The sequence below is a fragment of the Paenactinomyces guangxiensis genome, assembly GCF_016055185.1.
GTDB classification, from domain to species: Bacteria; Bacillota; Bacilli; order Thermoactinomycetales; family Thermoactinomycetaceae; genus Paenactinomyces; species Paenactinomyces guangxiensis.
Map to the genome: position 1 here is coordinate 1 of NZ_JAECVR010000024.1, position 19763 is coordinate 19763.

20 protein-coding genes and 1 tRNA gene are annotated in these 19763 nt (G+C 48.0%); 10 read left to right on the plus strand and 11 right to left on the minus strand.

The features are described 5' to 3' along the window. Positions 1 to 154: 154 nt before the first annotated feature. From I8U27_RS17405 to I8U27_RS17420, 4 genes are all read right to left on the minus strand, one after another. Positions 155 to 1522, minus strand: coding sequence for a GGDEF domain-containing protein (locus I8U27_RS17405; protein ID WP_181754190.1), 1368 nt, complete (start codon positions 1520 to 1522; stop codon positions 155 to 157). 39 nt (positions 1523 to 1561) lie between these two features. Continuing rightward, on the minus strand, positions 1562 to 2656 hold the full coding sequence (locus I8U27_RS17410) for a dihydrodipicolinate synthase family protein (RefSeq protein WP_181754192.1): 1095 nt from the start codon (positions 2654 to 2656) through the stop codon (positions 1562 to 1564). A gap of 2 nt (positions 2657 to 2658) precedes the next feature. Next, positions 2659 to 3675 carry an NAD-dependent epimerase/dehydratase family protein gene (locus I8U27_RS17415; protein WP_181754194.1) on the minus strand — a complete coding sequence of 339 codons (1017 nt, stop codon included), beginning with the start codon at positions 3673 to 3675 and terminating at the stop codon, positions 2659 to 2661. A gap of 279 nt (positions 3676 to 3954) precedes the next feature. Beyond that, entirely contained in the window at positions 3955 to 4569 is a 615-nt protein-coding gene (locus tag I8U27_RS17420; protein WP_181754197.1) for a DedA family protein, read from the minus strand. Positions 4570 to 4888: 319 nt separating this feature from the next. On the opposite strand from I8U27_RS17420, the gene tadA reads away from it, so the two are divergent. Beyond that, positions 4889 to 5389 (plus strand): tRNA adenosine(34) deaminase TadA, encoded by a 501-nt coding sequence (gene tadA, locus I8U27_RS17425; protein ID WP_181754199.1) that lies wholly within the window; start codon positions 4889 to 4891, stop codon positions 5387 to 5389. A 131-nt stretch (positions 5390 to 5520) separates the two neighbouring features. Further along, positions 5521 to 5613: transfer RNA gene (locus I8U27_RS17430), tRNA-Ser, on the plus strand. Positions 5614 to 5688: 75 nt separating this feature from the next. Here I8U27_RS17430 and I8U27_RS17435 read toward each other — a convergent pair. The 5 genes from I8U27_RS17435 to I8U27_RS17455 all read right to left on the minus strand — a co-directional run bounded on the left by I8U27_RS17435 (position 5689) and on the right by I8U27_RS17455 (position 10381). After that, complete coding sequence (locus I8U27_RS17435) at positions 5689 to 5865, minus strand: hypothetical protein (RefSeq protein WP_232345618.1); 177 nt, start codon at positions 5863 to 5865, stop codon at positions 5689 to 5691. A 168-nt stretch (positions 5866 to 6033) separates the two neighbouring features. Beyond that, positions 6034 to 6705 (minus strand): ABC transporter ATP-binding protein, encoded by a 672-nt coding sequence (locus I8U27_RS17440; protein ID WP_181754201.1) that lies wholly within the window; start codon positions 6703 to 6705, stop codon positions 6034 to 6036. A 17-nt stretch (positions 6706 to 6722) separates the two neighbouring features. After that, entirely contained in the window at positions 6723 to 8165 is a 1443-nt protein-coding gene (locus tag I8U27_RS17445) for an ABC transporter permease (RefSeq protein WP_181754203.1), read from the minus strand. A gap of 118 nt (positions 8166 to 8283) precedes the next feature. Beyond that, complete coding sequence (locus I8U27_RS17450; protein WP_181754205.1) at positions 8284 to 9726, minus strand: sensor histidine kinase; 1443 nt, start codon at positions 9724 to 9726, stop codon at positions 8284 to 8286. Further along, positions 9719 to 10381, minus strand: coding sequence for a response regulator transcription factor (locus I8U27_RS17455; RefSeq protein ID WP_181754208.1), 663 nt, complete (start codon positions 10379 to 10381; stop codon positions 9719 to 9721). Before I8U27_RS17455 ends, I8U27_RS17450 begins: the two co-directional genes overlap by 8 nt. Before the next feature lie 339 nt (positions 10382 to 10720). On the opposite strand from I8U27_RS17455, the gene I8U27_RS17460 reads away from it, so the two are divergent. From I8U27_RS17460 to I8U27_RS17470, 3 genes are read left to right on the plus strand one after another with little or no spacing between them, the layout of a single operon-like run. Beyond that, positions 10721 to 11104 carry a cytidine deaminase family protein gene (locus I8U27_RS17460; RefSeq protein ID WP_181754211.1) on the plus strand — a complete coding sequence of 128 codons (384 nt, stop codon included), beginning with the start codon at positions 10721 to 10723 and terminating at the stop codon, positions 11102 to 11104. Between the two features lie 35 nt (positions 11105 to 11139). Continuing rightward, the gene (locus tag I8U27_RS21435; RefSeq protein ID WP_374057945.1) at positions 11140 to 11196 is read left to right on the plus strand and encodes a hypothetical protein; all 57 of its coding nucleotides are present in this window, start codon (positions 11140 to 11142) and stop codon (positions 11194 to 11196) included. After that, positions 11174 to 11389, plus strand: a complete 216-nt coding sequence (locus tag I8U27_RS17470; RefSeq protein ID WP_181754213.1) for an aminoglycoside 6-adenylyltransferase — start codon at positions 11174 to 11176, stop codon at positions 11387 to 11389. Before I8U27_RS21435 ends, I8U27_RS17470 begins: the two co-directional genes overlap by 23 nt. Positions 11390 to 11852: 463 nt before the next feature. Here the strand turns inward: I8U27_RS17470 and I8U27_RS17475 are convergent, their stop codons facing one another. Then, positions 11853 to 11999 carry a hypothetical protein gene (locus tag I8U27_RS17475; protein ID WP_181754215.1) on the minus strand — a complete coding sequence of 49 codons (147 nt, stop codon included), beginning with the start codon at positions 11997 to 11999 and terminating at the stop codon, positions 11853 to 11855. Between the two features lie 255 nt (positions 12000 to 12254). On the opposite strand from I8U27_RS17475, the gene I8U27_RS17480 reads away from it, so the two are divergent. Genes I8U27_RS17480 through I8U27_RS17495 form a run of 4 tightly spaced genes read left to right on the plus strand, consistent with a single transcriptional unit; the run spans position 12255 to position 17630 of the window. Further along, entirely contained in the window at positions 12255 to 12998 is a 744-nt protein-coding gene (locus tag I8U27_RS17480) for an SDR family NAD(P)-dependent oxidoreductase (protein WP_181754217.1), read from the plus strand. A 21-nt stretch (positions 12999 to 13019) separates the two neighbouring features. After that, on the plus strand, positions 13020 to 13604 hold the full coding sequence (locus I8U27_RS17485; protein WP_181754219.1) for a TetR family transcriptional regulator: 585 nt from the start codon (positions 13020 to 13022) through the stop codon (positions 13602 to 13604). Further along, positions 13565 to 16291 carry a PEP/pyruvate-binding domain-containing protein gene (locus tag I8U27_RS17490; RefSeq protein WP_181754221.1) on the plus strand — a complete coding sequence of 909 codons (2727 nt, stop codon included), beginning with the start codon at positions 13565 to 13567 and terminating at the stop codon, positions 16289 to 16291. Before I8U27_RS17485 ends, I8U27_RS17490 begins: the two co-directional genes overlap by 40 nt. Then, a complete protein-coding gene (locus I8U27_RS17495; RefSeq protein WP_181754224.1) occupies positions 16284 to 17630 on the plus strand; it encodes an MFS transporter in 1347 nt (448 codons plus the stop codon). The genes I8U27_RS17490 and I8U27_RS17495 overlap by 8 nt, the downstream gene beginning before the upstream one ends. A gap of 125 nt (positions 17631 to 17755) precedes the next feature. Here I8U27_RS17495 and I8U27_RS17500 read toward each other — a convergent pair whose 3' ends face one another. Continuing rightward, entirely contained in the window at positions 17756 to 18022 is a 267-nt protein-coding gene (locus tag I8U27_RS17500) for a hypothetical protein (protein WP_181754226.1), read from the minus strand. A 338-nt stretch (positions 18023 to 18360) separates the two neighbouring features. Here I8U27_RS17500 and I8U27_RS17505 point away from each other — a divergent pair, with 338 nt between their 5' ends. Next, a complete protein-coding gene (locus tag I8U27_RS17505; RefSeq protein WP_181754228.1) occupies positions 18361 to 19731 on the plus strand; it encodes an MATE family efflux transporter in 1371 nt (456 codons plus the stop codon). Positions 19732 to 19763: the final 32 nt, after the last annotated feature.

A 19763-nucleotide genomic window follows, 5' to 3' on the forward strand; every position in this document is an offset into this window, starting at 1 on the left:
TGGGTTTCTTAAGTTTTGCCTTTTTTAGATAACAGGGGCTTTATAATTTCCAATTTCCCTGTTTCAATGGCTTGACATATTACCGCAGGACTTTTCTGCTTGAGATAGCTTACATCAGGAATCCCGCGGCCTCTCCCCAGACTGACCAATACTTTTATTCCGGGGGTGTCATGTTTTGGTCATAAAAGTTTTCCAGAAAGGTCAACCGGTAGATCTGCCTGGGTCTCCCTTTGGTAGATATTTTTTCAACACCGACAATTTCAACTAATTTCGCGTCCATCCATTGCAGCAAAATCCGATGGGTACTGCGCAGTGTCACGCCAATAATGGAAGCTAACTCCTGGGCTGTGAAATCTGTCTTTCCCTGACGGGCTACCTGAACCATCAGCTTATTGAGATATACGGCACTCATCCCTGCTTTTTCCGCTTTCTCCAACAACTCGGTATCAGTGACCGCCAGTTCATAGACCATGGGAGGGCCCATTTCTACCGGACCGATGACGCTGCGGTCTTCACGCACAATAAAACAGACATGGCCGCCCAATTCCCTGGATTGGCGCAGCGCCAGCCGGGCGTGCGTGCCGGCTTCATTCGCCGACTTCCCAAAACCCATGCCCATGCTTAACGAAATGCCAAATTCTTTTTTTACATCTTTAAGCAGGGGAATGGATTTATATCCTCTTGTTTCCCGTTCAAAAATTCCCCGGGTCGTAAAAAACAAGTATTCGTCCCCGCCCAGTGCTGTCAAATGGCCGTCCAGGCATTGAACGTAATCGAGGAGCATCCGGTGAATATCCAGCTTCAGCTTCTGGATCTCATGTTCGGAGATCAGCCGTTCCATCACCCGGTTCAAATCATCAATGTGAATGATGCCGACCACAATTTGCGATTCCTTGTTTCGTCTCGTCTCTGTAGACAGGAGGGCCCGCTCCAGTGAAACAATGATATCCTGTTGAGTTGGAATGACCCATTCATTGGGGATGTTACAATCTGACAACCGCTCAGACACCGATTTGATGCCGGTTAATACCGCATCACACCCGCCCTCTGTAAATTGGTTTTGATGGAATTGGAAGATTTCTTCAATCGGGGCATGAGAAGAGCCGTCAAAATAGGAGATCTGCACATCCGACTCATCCAGGTCGGCAAAGCTTTGCTCCACCAGTTGCTTGGACAGGCTATCCAGCGATACTTTCTTTACAGACAAACTTTTTTTGAGCCGATACAGGGAACGGATCAGACCGGCTCCTGTCAACGGGATATAGTGCACCGGGATTCGGAAGTCGAGATTGCCTTTGACCTCCCGATAAGCATGATATTCGGCAATCAGCAGAACCTCTGCCTGATCCATCAGTTCCTGCGCAAGGTGACAAACTTCTTCCCTTTGTTGGTACACCTTAAAAACCGGCTGAAAAGAGGGAAACGCTTTGATGGTATCACGTATTTTTTCCACCAGCAGTCCGGGGCCGATGACGCCGATGGCAATCCCTTTGTTACTTAAGATTGACAATGACGGTGACATAAGAATGTTCCCTCCGGTCTTGCCAGCAGTCCAGAAAATCTATGCTTTTTGACCTGCATCCCTGTTTCTTTGCGAAAACCACTGTTCTTTGTTTTGGGCAACAAAGCCATCATCATTTAAATGCGGATAATCGCGGTAAACACGCTCAATTTCTTCCATTTGTCCCGGAGATAACTCTTCCTTAGGATTTAAACACCAGCGTCCTTCCAGCAATCCCTGGCGGCGGAGAACTTCATGGATTCCGGCGATGCAGCCTGCAAAACGATTGGCGGCGTCAAAAAATGCGGCGTTACAATCTGTCACTTCCACTCCCAGTTTCAGCAGGTCCGGCGGAATGGGTTGTTGGTTATCCCTGATCTCTTGAATTTGTTCAAACAACGCTACCGCTTTTTTTGTCCAGACCGCCCAGTGTCCAAGCAAACCGCCTGCGATTTTCTTTTCTACCCATTTTCCGTCCACACGAAAACGATAAGTAGTAAGCAGGTCAGCTACAATATTGTCGTCATTGCCGGTGTAAAGGGCGATTTCCTCACATCGTTTTGAATGGCAGACGGCCCGCACTACATCCAGCGTTTGGTAACGGTTGAAAGGAGCGATTTTAATTGCCATGACTCCCGGAATGTCGGCGAACGCTTTCCAGAAATCAAAACTGAGATTTCTCCCGCCGACGGAAGGCTGAAGGTAAAAGCCGAATACAGGAATAATTTGAGCGATTTTTTCCGCCCGCTGAATCAGATCTTCTTCAGACCAGTGCAGCAACCCTCCCACGCTTACCAAGCCAAGGTCATAACCCAGACTGGCCGCTAATTCCGCTTCCCGAAGGGCCTGTTCGGTCGGTCCGCAGATCCCGGCTACTTTGAGAAACGGCCGTTCCAACCGTGCATGATCTACTTCCTCAGCCGCCAGGCGCAACACCGGTTCCAAAAGTTGATGATCTCTGATCTCAAACTGTGTGGTATGGACAGCCACCGCAATCCCCCCGGCCCCCGCTGCGATATAATAGCGTGTCAAAGCCCGCTGCCTTTGTTCATCCAGCTCTCTTGCCCGGTTCAAAGCGAGCGGGTGAGCCGGAATCACCATTCCTCTGTGCAAAGCGTTCTTCATTTCCGGTTTCCATTTCTTCCAGCCATTCATCGTTAAAACGCTCCCTTTCGTTCCTGAAAGTGTGTCGGCTTATCCAGTGTTTCTCCCCCGGCAGCCACCCAGTCCGCGGTCCATTCGATCATTTGCCTGAGGGTGACTCTGGGGTAGCCGAACAACCGGTGAGACTCAGACGCATTGCTTAACAAAGCAGTCTTTTCTTCAGAGTGAATAAATTCCGGTTCTATTCCAAACTGTTCTCCAAATTTCTTCGCCAGCCAGCGGATGGAAACCGTCTCCGGGCCGGTGACATTTAAAATGCGGGGAGGGCTGTCACATATGGACAGAGAACGCAGTGCATATTCATTGGCATCGCCCTGCCAGATCACATTGACATGTCCCATTCGCAGATCAATCGGCTTTTTTTCAAAGACGGATCTGGCAACTTCCAGGAGCACCCCATACCGCAGATCAATGGCATAGTTCAAGCGGAATTGCACCATCGGAATCCCGTACTTGCGCGAAAAATATTCAAAAACACGTTCCCGTCCCAAACAGGATTGTGCATATTCCCCGACGGGGCCGGTGGGATGATCCTCGGAAGTACCTTGCATAGCTACAGGAGTCAGCGGATACACATTTCCGGTTGAAAAAGAGACCATGCGGGAATGGCGGTACTTTTCGGCAACCCGCCCCGGTAAATAAGCATTCATCGCCCAGCTGAAATATTCCCTTCCTGTTGTGCCAAATTTATTTCCGGCCATATAAATCACATTTTTTACGTCCGGCAATGACTCTAACTGCTCTTCATTCAAAAGATCGGCTGCAATGGTTTCAATCCCGTCTGACTCCAGTATCTGCCGCAAATTTCCGGATGAAAAACGGGAAACACCGATCACCTTTTTTTGTACTCCTGCTTCATTCAGTGCGTTTTTTGCCAATCTTGCCAGACTGGGCCCCATTTTGCCGCCAACGCCGAGAATGAGAATATCCCCGTCTAAGTCAGCCAGGGTCTTCACCAATCCGACTGAAGGTTCAGCCAATTTATTCTCCAGCTCTTGAACACTATTCATCCATTCCACCTGCCCCTCTCTTGTATATTTTCATCTTATTTCCTGCTACAATAAAAGACAAGTCTATAAAGTGTCTTTAATTCATTTAGATTGAATCATACAAATATACGTTATTTTTTCCTCCATAAGCCCTTCCGGGGCTGATGATAGCCGTTGAATCTGTGCAGCTCTGCTGGATGCTGAGGATGCGTACGAAAAAAGGCATCTGGTTCTCTGTCCAACCAGATGCCTCTCTTTTTTGCTTTGGGAGAATGGGGCATAAGAACGACCCGCTGTCTTTTAAGCTTTTAAAGAACGAGCCCGGCGAACATACCAGATTGCGGCCAGGATAACCAGAATACCGATAATCACAATAACAATATCCTGGTAAACGCTCATATATTCCAGCACTTTTGACCACGACTCGCCAAGGGCGGCTCCCACATTGACCAGGATCACGTTCCAAATCAGTGAACCCAGGGTGGTAAACAGCAGGAACAACAGAAAGTTCATTTTTGCCATACCCGCAGGAATCGAGATTAAACTGCGCACAATGGGAACCATTCTGCAAAAAAATACAGTCCAGATGCCGTAACGGTGAAACCAGGCATTTGCCCGATGGACATCTTCTTTTTTTGTTCTCAGCCAACGCCCCCAACGGTCAACAATTCGTTCCAACCGTTCCACACTCAGCAACCTTCCAATATAGTAGAGGGCGATGGCCCCGACAACGGACCCCAGAGTTGAAGCAATCACAACACCCGTAATGGTTAAATCAGACCTTGTCGTCATAAAACCGCCAAAAGATAGAACGATTTCCGACGGGATCGGCGGAAATAAATTTTCTAATGCAATCATCAGAAAAATACCAAAATATCCAAACTCCTCCATAAACTCAGTAATCCAGTTTTCCATATCCATTCCTCTCCCAGATAGCTTGTCCTTGAGTTGTTTTATTGCCGAATCCGGTGTGATCCATTTTACTGGAAACATTCCGGATCATCAGCCGTGTGAACAACCATTTCCCCTTGTTCAATTAACTATGTAATTCTCAACTCATTATGTATCCCTTTTTAGTCTAGCATCATTTACTCATAAAAGTCTGTATAAAAATCAAACTTTTTGCAGGCCTTCTAAAAACTTTTTCATGTGTCAGAGGTATTTTCCCTGAAGGCGGACCGCTTTTTGTTTACCGGGGAAATGGTTATAATGAAGCGAATGGGGGATTGATCAGATGAATCACGAATTTTATATGCATGCAGCCCTTGAAGAAGCCAGATTGGCCGAGGCGATCGGAGAAGTACCGATTGGGGCTGTCATCGTCCATGAAGGAGAAATTATCGGACGGGGCCACAACCTGCGCGAAAGCAATCAAGACCCAACCGCCCATGCAGAAATCATCGCCATTAAGCAGGCAGCCGGACAGATCGGCGGATGGAGGCTCAACCACTGCTCCTTATATGTCACCCTGGAACCCTGCCCCATGTGCGCCGGAGCCATTTTACAATCCCGAATCCAACAGGTGATTTACGGCACGCCAGATCCCAAAGCCGGTTGTGCCGGAACATTGATGAACCTGCTGGACGATGAACGGTTTAACCATCAAACAGAAGTGGTCACCAACGTTCTCAAAGAAGAATGCAGCGCCATTCTCACCAACTTTTTCCGCAGCCTGCGCACTAAAAAGAAGTTGTTGAAACAACAGAGCAAACAACAAAACCCAACCGGACCATAACCACACAGCCCCCTGGATGGGGTCCGTATAAATCTTTAGCCGTGTATGCGAGGATGTTTTTTTCCTTGACTTTTCGGGCTCTTTTCTATATGATTATGTATTGTTCAGATATATTTTTTATATATCGTTGTGGAGAGGTGTCCGAGTGGTTGAAGGAGGCGGTCTCGAAAACCGTTGTACCGGGTTAACCGGTACCGTGGGTTCGAATCCCACCCTCTCCGCCAAAATCAAAGGGTTTCGCGATTGCGGAGTGCTTTGGGAGGCTGAAAAAGGGGTGATTGCAAACAAAATGCAAGCCTTTAGTCAACTAAAGTGTTTTCCGTGATTTTACTCCCGAATAAGAAGTCGTCCAATTTGCGGGCGGCTTCTTTTTGCATATTGGGCATCACATGAGAATAAGTGTCCATGGTGATGGAGATAGATGAATGTCCCAATCGTTCAGAAACTTTAACCATCAAAGCCCTCGATAAAAGCATTTATCGCTCCCGTCATAAACAGGTTGATGAAGAAGACCGAGAGGAAGCGGAGGGGATTTTATGCCTGTCATTCAGGGACAAGGGCGATAAAAAAATCCGCCCCTCGTTCCGGGCGGATGCAACATAGAATCGGGAAAGGTTTGCATGTTACGGGTATCCTCACTTCGGTCAAGCGACGACAAACGTTTTTTTCCTTAACCAGATGGCGGTATCTGACTGGTTGGCAATCTCATTGGAGTGGGTCACGGTAATGATGCATTTGTTCTCCTGATGGGCCAGTTCTTTGAAAATGTTGATGATTTCCAGCGCCGTTTCTTCATCCAGGTTGCCCGTTGGCTCATCGGCGAGGATGAGATCCACGTTGCAAGACAAAGCCCTCGCGATGGCGACGCGCTGTTGCTGTCCGCCGCTTAACCGCAGGACATTGCGTTCCGCCTCTTCTTTGGTCAGGCCCACGCGTTCAAGCAGTTCCAATGCCTTGACCTTTTTATTGGCCACTGTGGTTTTGCGAATCTCCATCGCGGTAACCACATTTTGCAAAGCGCTCATATACGGGAGCAAATTGTAGTTTTGAAACACGATCGCCACTTTTTCATTGCGATACCGCTCCAAGCCCAGTTGCTTGATATCTTGCCCCTCATAGAGGATACGGCCGGAACGGGGAGAATCCAAAGCGGCGGCAAGGGAGAGGGTGGTTGTCTTGCCGGATCCCGACGGGCCGAGGATCGTGTAAAACTTGCCGCGCGCAAAGGCAAAGTCGACCGATTTGAGAATGGTTGCCGAGGCCCTGCCTTGGTCATAAGCATAACTCACCTTGTCAAACTGCAAGATCGCACTCATCTGATTTTCACCTCCTTTTAATCGCTTTTCGTCAAGATCATTTTGGGGTGCAAGCGCATAATCGAGATCGACGGGATCAGTGTGGCGACCATCGCGATCAATAGACCGACGAGGGCGAACTTGCCCATTTCCGCAGGGGTGACACTTACATCGAGCTGGTCGATGGGTTCCGCATCGATGTTTTGTTGCGGTGCGCCTGGACCCATGCGAATCATTCTTTGCATCGGTTGTTGCGCTTCCTGTTCTTTGGCCGTGGCGATTTCCTGTTGCACCAGTTTGTCTCCCGCCGCTTGGGCGATGGCGTTCCCCGTAAAGACGGACAGGCCAAAGGCCAGCATGGCGACAACCAGAATCTCCGTCAGGAATTGGCCGACGAGCTTAATGCGCTTTTCACCAATGGACAGCAGGACACCCATCTCATATCGGCGCTCTTTGATGGAGGACATCACGATCAGCCCCAGGATGACGCTGCCTGCGATGGTGACGAGATAGATGATGAGATTGGAGAAAGAGGCCACGTTTTCAATGGGTCCCATCATTTGCTGATAGACGGAATCATTGGCGTCCAGCATATAGGTGTCAAAATCGACCGATGTTTTTTGGGCGGCTTCTTTAAATGACTCGATATTCTTTGGATCATCGAGATAGTATACGGCGGAGTTGAGATTGAATTGCCCCTCTTCGCCATTCGCTTTAAGCGGACTGACGACCGTGTAGGGAGCATAAATGGTGTTGGAGGGGTTCGTCACGGCCATGCCCGCCATGTCGCTGGTGTTGGTGGTTTGATAAATGCCCACAATATCCAACTCGGCTACGCTCCCCTCACGCGCGCCATCCACCTTGATCTTGTCGCCCACTTTCAGCTCGTTTGCTTCAGCCAGCTGCTTTTCGATCACGGCGACCGATTTGCCGGCATCACTTGGTTGGATGCCGCGGCCCTCCACGATCTTATCGGTTCCGTTGTTGAACCCTTCCAACAAGTCGGTTGTGCGGACTCCGTTTAACATGATGTTGGGCTGAATCCCGATTGCCATGCCGCCTATAACCATTCTGGTTCCCTGTGCCGAGTCGCCCGACGCGGAGTCGTCCGTTTCCACAGGGTTGAATCCGTTGGCGACGGCGGGCGCGTTGGATAGATAATTGTATGCCCGCACATGATCCAGCGAGGTCAGTTGTTGGGCATCTTTTTCAGAGAGCGGCGGCATCTTCAAACGCATGCCTCTTTGCCCCATTTGCCCGTTTGCGGACTGTTGGCTGTTCATGATTTTTTCCATGTCCGGTTGCAAAGTGACGCTGCCGCCCAGCTTTTGGCGCGCCAAATCCCCCGCCTTTTGGGTGGCGGACTGGATGGCAAAACCGGCCAAGACCAGGTTGGCAACGATAAAAAAGATGGCTAAGATGACGAACGCTTTCCCTTTTCGCGTGATGACGCTCAATATCGCACGCTTGACAAAATTCATATGTGTCGTTTCCCTCCTTTGGCTGTATTCATGGTAAAAGTGTTGTGTGGAGTTTGGATGAAGTTGCGGTGTGCTGTGGATGGAATTGTCATGGCAAAAAAAGAAGCCCGGCTGGGCTTCAATCGGGACTTGATGAGGCGGGAAAGCGAATGGTGAACAAGACCCCGCCTTCGTCATTGGTCAGCTGATAAGGAAAACGGTGGACTTCCAAGATGCGCTTCACAATGAACAAGCCCAGCCCGCTTCCTCCGGTGCTGCGGTTCCGCGATTTCTCCAACCGCGTGAATGCTTGGAAGAGGCGTTCTATCTGGCTTTCCTCGATATGTGTCCCCGTATTGTGGACGCGAAGGCAGAACCCATCATCCGTGTCCGTTAGCGACACCGTGACGGTCGCTTCTTCCGGCGCGTATTTGATGGCATTATCGATGACATTGGAGATGGCTTTTTCCAACCATGTGGAATCCGCTTTGACGTTGACGGCGGGTTGGATGTCAGTTTGCAGGTTGATTTGTTTGCTGCTGCTGAAGTAATCGAATCGTTTGATCACCTTTTCCACCAAATCCGACAGGGAAATCGGCTCCAGTTTTAAGGACATCCCGACCATTTCCAACTTGGACAATTCCAAAATCTCGTTAACCAATTCCCGCAACCCTTGCATAATTGCATAAGAGCGTTGCAGGTATTTGTCCCTGTCGCGGTAGGCCCCGATATTATGAATCATGCCCTCCAACTGGCCCATGACCGCGGTGATCGGTGACTTCAGTTCATGGGAGATCGTCGCGAGGAATTCCCGCCGCTTGGCTTCCTGTTCCCGCTCTCGTTGGATGTCATCTTTCAGCTGGGCGTTGGCCTTGGTCAAATCCGACATCGTCGCTTCCAGATTGCGGGACAATTCGTTGAGGCTTCGAGATAGCTCGCCGATTTCATCTTGGGCCCCTTCTTCGCACTTCTCACTGAAGTCGAGTTGCGCCATGCGTTTGGCTACGCGATTGATGCGCAAGAGGGGTTGGGAGATCACTTTGGCGTAAAGCAATGCTCCGCCGAGTGAGATAAGCAAGATAATCAGGACGACATAGGGCATGAACATAAAGATAGCATCAGACGCTTCGTCGATCGGTTGCAGGGTTGCGCTGATGAAGGCGATATAGGTTCCATCCAGAAAGGTGAGCGGTTTTTGGGCCGTATAGATGCGTTCTTTCGTTTCGCCGGAGCGGAAGCGTACTTGCAGGGAGGGAGCCAACAGATCGGCAGGCAACCGTTTGAGTTTGATATAGGCGGGCGGATGATAAATCACGTTTCCTTGCAAATCGACAATCAGCAATCCCACATTGTACTGTTCGGCAAAGGTGTCCAACGTCTCTTGCGCCTCGGTGACCGGGATGGAAGCGACTTGGGCCTTCAGCACATTGAAGCCGTTTTCCAACCGGTTCGTTTTGTATTGATAGTAATAGGAGGGAAGGAGGAAGTAGAAGAGCGAGAAAATGAGTAAGGCCGAGACGAACAATAACAAGCTGGTGATGAGGAATATTTTGCCGGTGATGCCTTGTCTCAGCTTATCCATCAATTTTATATCCAATCCCCTTTACAGTTTGTATATATGGAACCCCCAATTTCTTGCGCAAGTTTTTGATATGCGTATCGACGACACGTGGATCGCCGTAGAAGTCGAAGCCCCAGACCTGATTCAACAGCGCTTCACGGCTTAACACTTTGCCTCGATTGCGCATGAGCGCATGCAGGATTTCAAATTCCTTGGTTGTCAAATCCATTTTTTGCTGATGGACAGTCACTGTATACCCGTCGACATCCAGTTTCAGCTCTTTATAGTGAAGCTGCTTGGGCGGTTGCGTCTGATGCGCGCGCCGCAGCACGGCTTCCACGCGTTTAATCAGCACATTGAAAGAAAACGGTTTGGTGATATAGTCGTCTACGCCCAACTCAAACCCTTTGATTTGATCAGGTTCTTCCCCCAGTGCGGTGAGCATGATAATCGGCACTTGCGACTTGGCGCGGATCATCTTGCAGACGCTGTGCCCATCCAGATTGGGGAGCATCACATCCAACATGACCAAGTCATACGGTTTTTTTTGATGCATGCGAATGCCTTCGAGCCCATCGCTGGCGACATCGACTTCATAATTCTGCGACTGCAGAAATTCCCGTATCAACTCTTGAATATCCTGATCATCTTCGACAACCAAGACAGAATAAGACATTTGTCAGTTTCACCTCTTTATCGCAACAATTATAACGTGTTCGCATGGAGTTTGTGTGAAGGGGCGTCTTCCACTGGTTTACCACGTTTCATACTGATGGAAAACCGGATAGGTTGAATGGTCGACAGGAAGCAATTGGCTTGCGGGTGTTTCGGGCGTGATTGGCGTACGGATTCCATCATCCCGTGAGCCAATTTAGGGAAAAGTGGAGAACAGCTTGATTTTTTTTGGCGCTATTCAAACAAAAACTTTAAATTACGGGGGTTGAAAAAGGAATAAATTCTCCTGATATTGAATTAAAAAAATTAGGTGATTAATGAATAATATGGAGTAAATAATATGACATTTGATGAACTCTATAACAAAGCAAAATCTGTGATAAATCCACGAAAGCTATCGGAATATGCTATTGCCGGAGGAGTTGGAGCTGCTATTCTTTCCGAGAGTGGAAATGTCTATACAGGTGTATGTATTGACACTGCATGCTCCATGGGTTTTTGTGCAGAACATTCTGCTGCGGCTGCTATGGTAGCTCAAGGCGAAAGCCGTGTGTTAAAAATGATTGCCGTTGGCGGTAAAGGCAATATTATACCGCCATGTGGTCGGTGCCGTGAATTTATAAGCCAGATTCATAACGATAATCTGGAGACAGAAGTAATGGTTGATGAAGGTGTGATTGTTACCATTAAACAACTGATGCCATATGATTGGCGTAAAGCGTAGATTCTAGGTGAATAGCAATGAGAAGCGATAAAGAAATGATTGATTTGATATTAGGAGTAGCCCAAAAAGATGAACGAATTCGTGCAGTATAAAGAAACCTATTCCGACGGCAACTATGATAATGTGTGGAATTCTATATTTGTCACCTGTGAATTGTTTCGGACTTTAGCTAAAGATGTAGCAGAGTATTTTATGTATACTTATCCAATTGATGATGATACAAACATGACGGAATATCTTAAACATGTAAGAAAATTACCCGTTGATGCAAAGGAAATATATTAAAAGAACTATAGATGCTAATATTCAACTAGGGTATCTCCTGGGTTCTCTTTACTTGTGAACTCAGATAAATTAAGTTCGATTACGCCATCTAATTCCTGTAAACAATTGCCGAATCTATACCTGGCAATAGGTCCGATGGTTTCAATCAGTTCAAATTCAAGACAAATAGCCAATATATTACCCCGGCTATTTTCAAAAAATCCTGAAAATGGAGGGCTGATTAGAATTTTAACCTAAATACGCACTTATCGTTAATGAGCGGCCGGATTAAGGGGATCACTTACAAAGTAGCCGAAATTGGTGAGGTCATCATTTTACGCGGCGTTTTCAAATCGGCAAGAATCAGTGTTAAAGACCTATTAAAAGTTCATTAATCAACATCCGATCCGTTGCCCTGGATGCTTCGGAGGGGGGCGTTTTTTATCCCATATCTTGTGCCGGTTGTTCAAAAAAGGTGAACTCATTAGAGATCCTGTACCCCTAATTCCGTCTGCTTCATTTCCCCTCTGGTGAGCAACTCCACTTGTTTCGGCGTCAGTTTAATCCGTTTGCCATTGATCACCAGGGTTACCGTTTGCTGATCCATCCCGTGTTCCCCTTTCTTTTTCACCCTCCTTTCTATGCTAAATCGGAAACATTAAGTTCTCTTATACGTTTCGTAACGTCTTTGTAAAATCTTTTTTGAATATAGTGAGGAATAATTCCGTAAACGGGATTATTGGATTTCAGATTCTCATACAAATACAAATACGTTCGTCTTGATATGAGACTTGATCTACTGTTGAAGGGTTTTATATACTCATTTTAAACAGTCATTTAAAATGAATATTTATAATGAATACATAATTAAAAGGAGCGAAAAAGGATGAATGGAAAAGTTGCCATCGTAACAGGGGCAAGCCGGGGGATTGGAGCAGCTACGGCAAAAATACTGGCGGAACGCGGAGCAAAAGTGGTTGTGAATTATGCCAGGAATGCAGGGGCAGCAGAAGCAGTGCTGGCATCGATCCGGGAAAAAGGCGGAGAAGCAATAGCCATACAGGCAGATGCCAGAAATAGGGAGCAAATGAATCACCTTGTGGAAGAGGCGGTAAAAGCATTTGGAACCGTGGACATCCTCGTTCATAATGCCGGCATGAACTTTGTAAAGAAATCATTTGAGGATATGACATGGGATGAATTTATTCAAAAAACGAATGATGAACTTCAGGCTGCTTTTGTGTCTACAAAGGCGGTATTGCCTTATATGAAGGAGCAGAAATATGGAAGGCTGGTTTATGTATCCAGTGGTTTAAGTAACCATCCGGGACCTGATTTCATTTCACATGGCACATCAAAAGGGGCCCTGAACAGTTTTGTCAGATATATTGCCCAGGAGCTGGGGCGTCAAGGCATAACAGCAAATATCGTCTCTCCGGGATTGGTTGAAACAGATGCGACTGCTTCTATACCTGAACAATTTAAACAACAACAAGCGGCTTCCCTCCCGCTGGGCCGAATTGGCCAGCCTGAGGATATTGCAAAAGCCATAGCTTTTTATGCCAGCGATGATAGTGCCTACCTGACAGGAAGTTACCTGCCCGTCAGTGGTGGAGGGGAAATGAGATAGTCTGTAGAGGATTGATGGCAAATGGGCAAAAGACATGTGGATCCAAAAATGAAAATATTGATTGCCGCCAAAAAAATGTTTGCTAAAAACGGTTTTGAAGGAACGACGGTGTATCAGATTTGTAAAGAGGCAGGCGTGAATGTAGCCAACGTTTCTTACTACTTTGGCGGGAAGGAAAATCTCTTTTTCGCGCTTTTTGATGTTTTTTATCCCAAAGATGACATGCTGCGACCCGAAGAACAATGGCAGGACCCCCTGGAAGAGCTGTGCCTCATTATTGAAAAGGTTATTCGGTTTAAATGGGAAGAGCCGGAATTGGCAGCCATCGTCCAGCAGGAAATGACATTGCAAAGTCCAAGGCTGGAAGGAATTTTGCAGTACACAAAACCGGTTTGGGATCAGGTGCGCCGGATTTTGGAGCTTGGGGAGCAAAAAGGAAAGTTTCGGTTCGGCTCGCTTGATTATACGCTTTTAATGGTCATGGGAGTGGTCTTGTTTCCAAAGGCTTATCCGTCTCATCAGCTTTTGGTCACAACGGAGTCTAAATCTGTGGAAGAAGTCATAGAATGTACCTTGGCTTTCATTATGGAAGGTTTGAAAGCATAGGAGCTGTCCGACCGGTTCCTTCCGGGCAAAGCGGAGTAGATGAAGGGAAACACGCCACAAATGAGCAGTCCGTGACAAGTCTGGCCCATGTTGTGATGTCATCTGAATTTGACCGATACTGCCCGGTTGGAAAGAGGAAGTTCGCTCCGCAAAAAGACAGAGAAAAGGGAGAGATGATGATGTTCACGATCCCGTTTCAGATCGCCTGGCAACATGAAAAAGCGGTGGGGTCCAAAGCGAAGAACTTGTCCTTCCTGATGAGCCGCCAATTGCCGGTGCCTGATGGATTTGTAATAACCATGGAGGCGCTGTTGCGCACGCTCGATGCCGGTCGGCTCCATTTGGATGATGGGCTGGGGTTGGCGGAGAAGTTGAAGAAGGCAGAGATTCCGGATGAGGTGAAAAAGGAAATCAAGGCCCGGTTTGACCGATTGGGGGAATCGTTTGCCGCGGTTGCCGTCCGCTCCTCTTCTGCGGCAGAAGACATGGAGGGCGCCTCGTTTGCCGGACAATATGAGAGTTACCTCAATGTGACAAGCTTTGCAGACTTGCTTGCGAAAATAAGGTTGTGCTGGGCGTCCATGTTTACGGAGCAAGTACTTGTGTACCTGGACAAGATGGAAATCGCCGTCACTGATTTGTCCATGGGGGTTGTGGTACAGGGACTGGTTTATTCCGACGTTTCCGGCGTGATTTTCAGCGCCAATCCGATCACCAAAAACCCGCATGAAGTGGTGATCAATGCCAGCTATGGCCTGGGTGAGGCGATTGTGTCTGGAATGACCACGCCCGATCTGTACATTGTTGATAAAAAGAGCGGGGAATTACGGAAAGAGCGCGGTTTGAAAGAGGTGAAAATCATCGCCGGCACCACGGGCACCCAAACGGTGGAAACGGCAGCTGAGGAACAACGGCGGTTTTGCCTGACCGACAGCCAGGTGCGGGAGTTGGAGTCTGTTGCCCGGAAGGTGGAGAAAATTTACGGGCATTCGGTTGATCTGGAATTCGGTATGCAACAAGGCAGGATCTATTTGTTGCAGGCCCGTCCGATTACCACGGCGGTGTCAGAATTCCAATGGTCGATCCTGTTGAATGAGGAGGATAAAAAAGACCCGTTTTGGTTTCATGATGAAACCCATCTGCCCGGTCCCAAAAGCCCCCTGTTTGCCTCGTTTATGATTCCCGCCTTTGTACACGGTTTCAACACGGCGTTTGGCCGGTTGCAAATTCCGGTGGGGGAAACCCGGATCAAATTATATTTAAATCATATATACCAATCAATGCAGCCATACCGGGGGGACATGGAGGAGTGTCTGGTGAAACATCAGGAGATCGTGCGTCCGTTGTTCCCGGTTATCAAAAAGCGGATGATGGAAGCAGTTGAACGGGAATTAATGCCGGTTTACGACCGGTTGGACCAGGACCGCCTTACTGAACTGTCCCTGGCTGAGGCGCGCGCAAAAGTGGAAGAACTGTTCCGGTTCTACCAAAAGGCATGGGAAGTACACTTTGATGTGGTCGGTCCTTACGGCGCCGTTTTTAAACTGTTGGAGCGTCTGCACGAGCAGTTGACGGGAAAAAAGGACCGCCTGTTTGTTCAAGAGTTGTTGGTTGGTGTGATGAACAAATCGCTGGAAACGGACCGGGAGCTTTGGAAATTGGCGGAGCGGGCCAAACAGCAGCCGGAAGTGTTGGCTGCTTTCCGGGAGGAATCGGCGGACCGGCTGGCCGACCGGTTGGGCGAAAGCGATAGCGGGCAAACCTTTTTGTCCGAAGTGCGCCGGATGTTGGACACTTACGGGTACCGCAAGAAAAACACGCATGAATTCCTGGGTGAAACCTGGATCGAAGATGTCTCGATCCCGCTCAGTCATATTCAAACCTTTCTGTATACTGAATATGACTTTGACCGGGAGCATGCCCGCGTTGTGCTGGAGCGTGATCAAAAATACCGGTCTTTTCTTGACGGCCTGCCGGATTGTGAGTTGAAACGCCAATTTATGCAAGTGTATGAGTGGGCGCTTGATGCGGCATGTGTGGGGGATGACCACCACTTTTACATCGATGCCATGATTTCTGCCAAATCGCGCTTGTTCCTGTTAAACGTGGGCAACACGCTGGTGAAGCACGGAGTTATGAAAGAGAATGAGGACCTTTTCTTCCTTTACTATGACGAGCTGTTGCAAGCGCTGGAACACCCGCGGGACTTAAGGAGACTGATTGCGGAGCGGAAGGAGGAATTTACAGGCAACCAGAACCGGGACATTACCCCCTGTTTCGGTAAACCTTCTCCTGAGTTAATGGAAAATCCGCAATTTGCCGAAATATTGGGTTCCCTCCGGACTGCGGAAGAGGATGATAAGAGCGGAAGGCTTACTGGGTTTGCCGTGTCGCAAGGCACATACACCGGCAAAGTGAAAGTGATCCGCAGTGAGGAGGAGTTTGGCAAATTGGAAAAGGGGGAAATCCTGGTCTGCAAAACCACAACACCTACATGGACCATTCTTTTTTCGAAAGCGGCCGCTGTTGTCACAGATGCCGGGGGCATGCTTTCCCACTCAGGGATAATTGCCCGCGAATACAGATTGCCAGCCGTCGTCGGCACCAGAATTGCGACGGTAAGGCTGAAAGACGGCGACAAGGTGACTGTGGACGGGACGAACGGAACGGTGACGATTCATGACTAGGGGCAGAGAGCTTCTTTTAATTGTGTCGTTGTTGGTGGGGACGATTTTGGTCCCCATCAATTCCACCATGATCGCAGTTGGATTGTCGGCCATCTCCGCCTATTTTCATGAAAATTTGGCCGCTATTTCCTGGGTGGTGACCATTTACCTTATCGTCATGGCTGTGACGCAGCCGATTGCCGGAAAACTTGGTGATCTTTACGGCAACCGGCGTATCTATATGTGGGGGCTTGCGCTATTATTCCTCTCCTCAATCGCGTGCGCCTTTTCGTTTAACTTGCCCTGGTTGATCGCCTTTCGTTCGGTTCAGGCCATCGGCGGTGCCCTCGTTGCCCCAAATGCCAGTGCGATTATTCGCCACGCCGTATCCAAAGAACGGATGGCCAAAGTATTCGGACTGTTTGGGATGGGGATGGGACTGGGGGCGGCGATCGGGCCGCTGTTGGGTTCCACCTTAATCAGCCTGTGGGGATGGAAATCGATCTTTTGGGTGAATGTGCCCTTTCTCGTGTTCGCCATCGTCACCACCTGGCTGGTGTTGCCCAGGCATGATGAGCAGAAGGAGGCGTCACTCGACTGGCCGGGTTCCGTTTATCTGGCGGTCAGCTTTACCCTGCTGATCTTGTTGACCCATCCGCAAACAATCGTTCGATATATAATCATAGGAGTTTTATTTGTATTCTTCGCGATCCTGTTTGTGTACAGGGAACTTCGTGCCAGTCACCCGCTGATTCAATTTTCGCTGTTCAAAAACAGCACTTTCACCAGTGCCAACTTATCCATTTTGCTGAGCAATTGTGTGATGTATACCACCTTGTTGGCCATGCCGTGGATTCTGGAGTCCGACTTTCGGCTCTCCACCGGGAAGGTAGGGCTGGTCATGTTCGTTTTCTCCATCTCCATGTCTGTCGCCGGGTGGATCGGAGGTCAGTTGGCCGCCCGGTGGGGCAACCGCAAAATGATCACATTATCTTTTTTCGTATCTGTTATCGCGAGTGTCCTTTATTGGTCGCTACATTTATCGATGTCCATCCCTTATCTTCTCTTTGCACTTTTTGTAGGGGGACTGGCAGGAGGGCTTGGCAATTCTGCCATGCAGACAGCGTCCTTGCAATCAGTCAGCAAAGAATTGTCCGGAACGGCATCCGGCATTTTTTCTACATTTCGTTACTTTGGCAGCATGATTTCTTCCACGCTGGTCAGCCTGTTCGTGGGACAAACATCGTTGTTCGTTGTTTTGTTGGTGGTGTCGGCTGCCGGGATACTCGTTGCCAGGGGCGTGAAACCGGAATGGGACATTGAGCAGGCAACACGCCTGGGGGTGAAAAAGGGGAGTTAGCACCAACCACTGGTACCGGCATATGAAAACACGGTTCTGCTAAAGGAGGTGACGGCTTTTTTGAAGAAGGGATGTTCTCAAAAAACGAACCATCTTGCAAGATACAAGGTGGCTTCACATGAATCTTAATTGCCCAGGATTGTTTCAATTTTATCAATCATCACCCGGGCTTTGAAATAATACATATTTCTTCTGAACCTTTCCGGATCAAATTGGTCCATCAGCTCCCCCACCTGTGGATCTATTTGCTTTAATTGATTGCAAATGGGAAGCAATTCTTGTTTATAGGCTCTAAACTTTTTCCGATTGATATTTTTGGCAAGCTCCGGTCTTTCAACCAATGACTTTAACACGCGGTCCATTTTGTCTATGGTTTTGAGGTACTGATTCATGAGGAAGCGAATTCGGTTATTTTGCTTGATAACTATCAATACAGCGGATCTGTACAAGAAACAAACAGGTTCAGGTTCATAGGAACTATACAATATATATGAGGATAAATACCCGGAAGATATTGCAAAAGTTTGTTCACATCAGGTATGATTTCTTATAAATGGACAACTGGCTGACAAACTTCTAATCTTTAGTAGAATAGATTCTGCCTGTTTCAATGATAAACAGGAAGTCGTCCGTGTTTCGGGCGGCTTCTTTGTGTGTTTGGTCAACTTATGAAATGTATCTAGGTCGTGATTGTTTTAAAAGGTTAAATACACCTAAAGGAATGAAAGATATGCATCAAACCTACTCGTTACGGGAAAAGACTCGCCAATTTTTTGTGATCTTGCTGCCGATTCTTGTTACACAGCTCGGTCTGTATGCGATGAGCTTTTTTGATACAATCATGTCGGGTCATGCCGGTTCGCACGACCTGGCGGGTGTCGCGATTGGTGTCAGCATCTGGACTCCGGTATTTACCGGCTTAAGCGGAATCTTGCTTGCTTTGACACCCATCGTGTCTCAGCTGACCGGGGCCCGCCGGAATCACGAGGTCCCTTTTAAAGTGATACAAGCTGTTTATCTGGCACTGGCGATAGCGATTGCAGTTATTCTCTGCGGGGCGTTAGCACTCAATCCCATTCTGGACAGAATGGGATTGGATCACCAGGTCCGCCAGATTGCAAGCCAATTTTTGATTGCCCTTTCCTTTGGGATCATTCCTCTGTTTGTATACAATGTAATCCGTTGCTTTATTGATGCGCTTGGGCAGACAAGAGTTACGATGATGATTACCCTCATTTCCCTGCCAATTAATGTGCTTCTTAATTATCTGCTGATCTTTGGCAAGTTTGGGTTTCCGCGTCTCGGCGGTGTCGGGGCCGGCTATGCATCAGCCATTACCTATTGGTGCATCATGTTGATTGCTATTTACGTTGTTGTTCGCAGAAAACCTTTTTCAGATTATCAGGTGTTTCAGCAATTTTATCGTATTTCATTTGCTGCATGGAAAGAACAGCTTAAAATTGGAGCGCCGATTGGCTTTGCCATTTTCTTTGAAACAAGTATTTTTTCAGCGGTTACATTGCTGATGAGCCAATTTAATACGGCAACCATTGCCGCCCACCAGGCAGCTATGAACTTTGCCTCCTTTCTGTATATGGTGCCAATAAGTATTTCAATGGCGATCACGATTGCCGTTGCCTTTGAAGTTGGTGCAAAAAGATACGATGATGCGGCCAAATACAGCTATCTCGGGATTGGTATTGCAGTGATGATGGGGCTTTTCTGCGCGGTCGGATTATTTATTTTTAATGAACAGGTGGCCTATATGTATACGGCGGATCAAGAAGTGCTTCAGCTTACCAAGCAGTTTTTGTTGTATGCGATCCTGTTCCAGCTGTCTGACGCGGTCGCAGCGCCAATCCAAGGTGCACTCAGGGGTTATAAAGATGTGAACGCAACCTTTATGATGGCATTTGTTTCGTACTGGGTATTGGGATTGCCGACTGGATATATACTGGCAAATGTTACGCCATATGGCGCGTTCGGCTATTGGATTGGATTGATTGCGGGACTCGCTTTTGGGGCTGTTTTTTTGTCGGGCCGCCTGGCAAGAATACAGCGTCGCCATAAAAGCCGAACCGGGCTGACATCTCAGTTATAAACGGTTTCTAATAAAAAACAGGAAGGGATTTG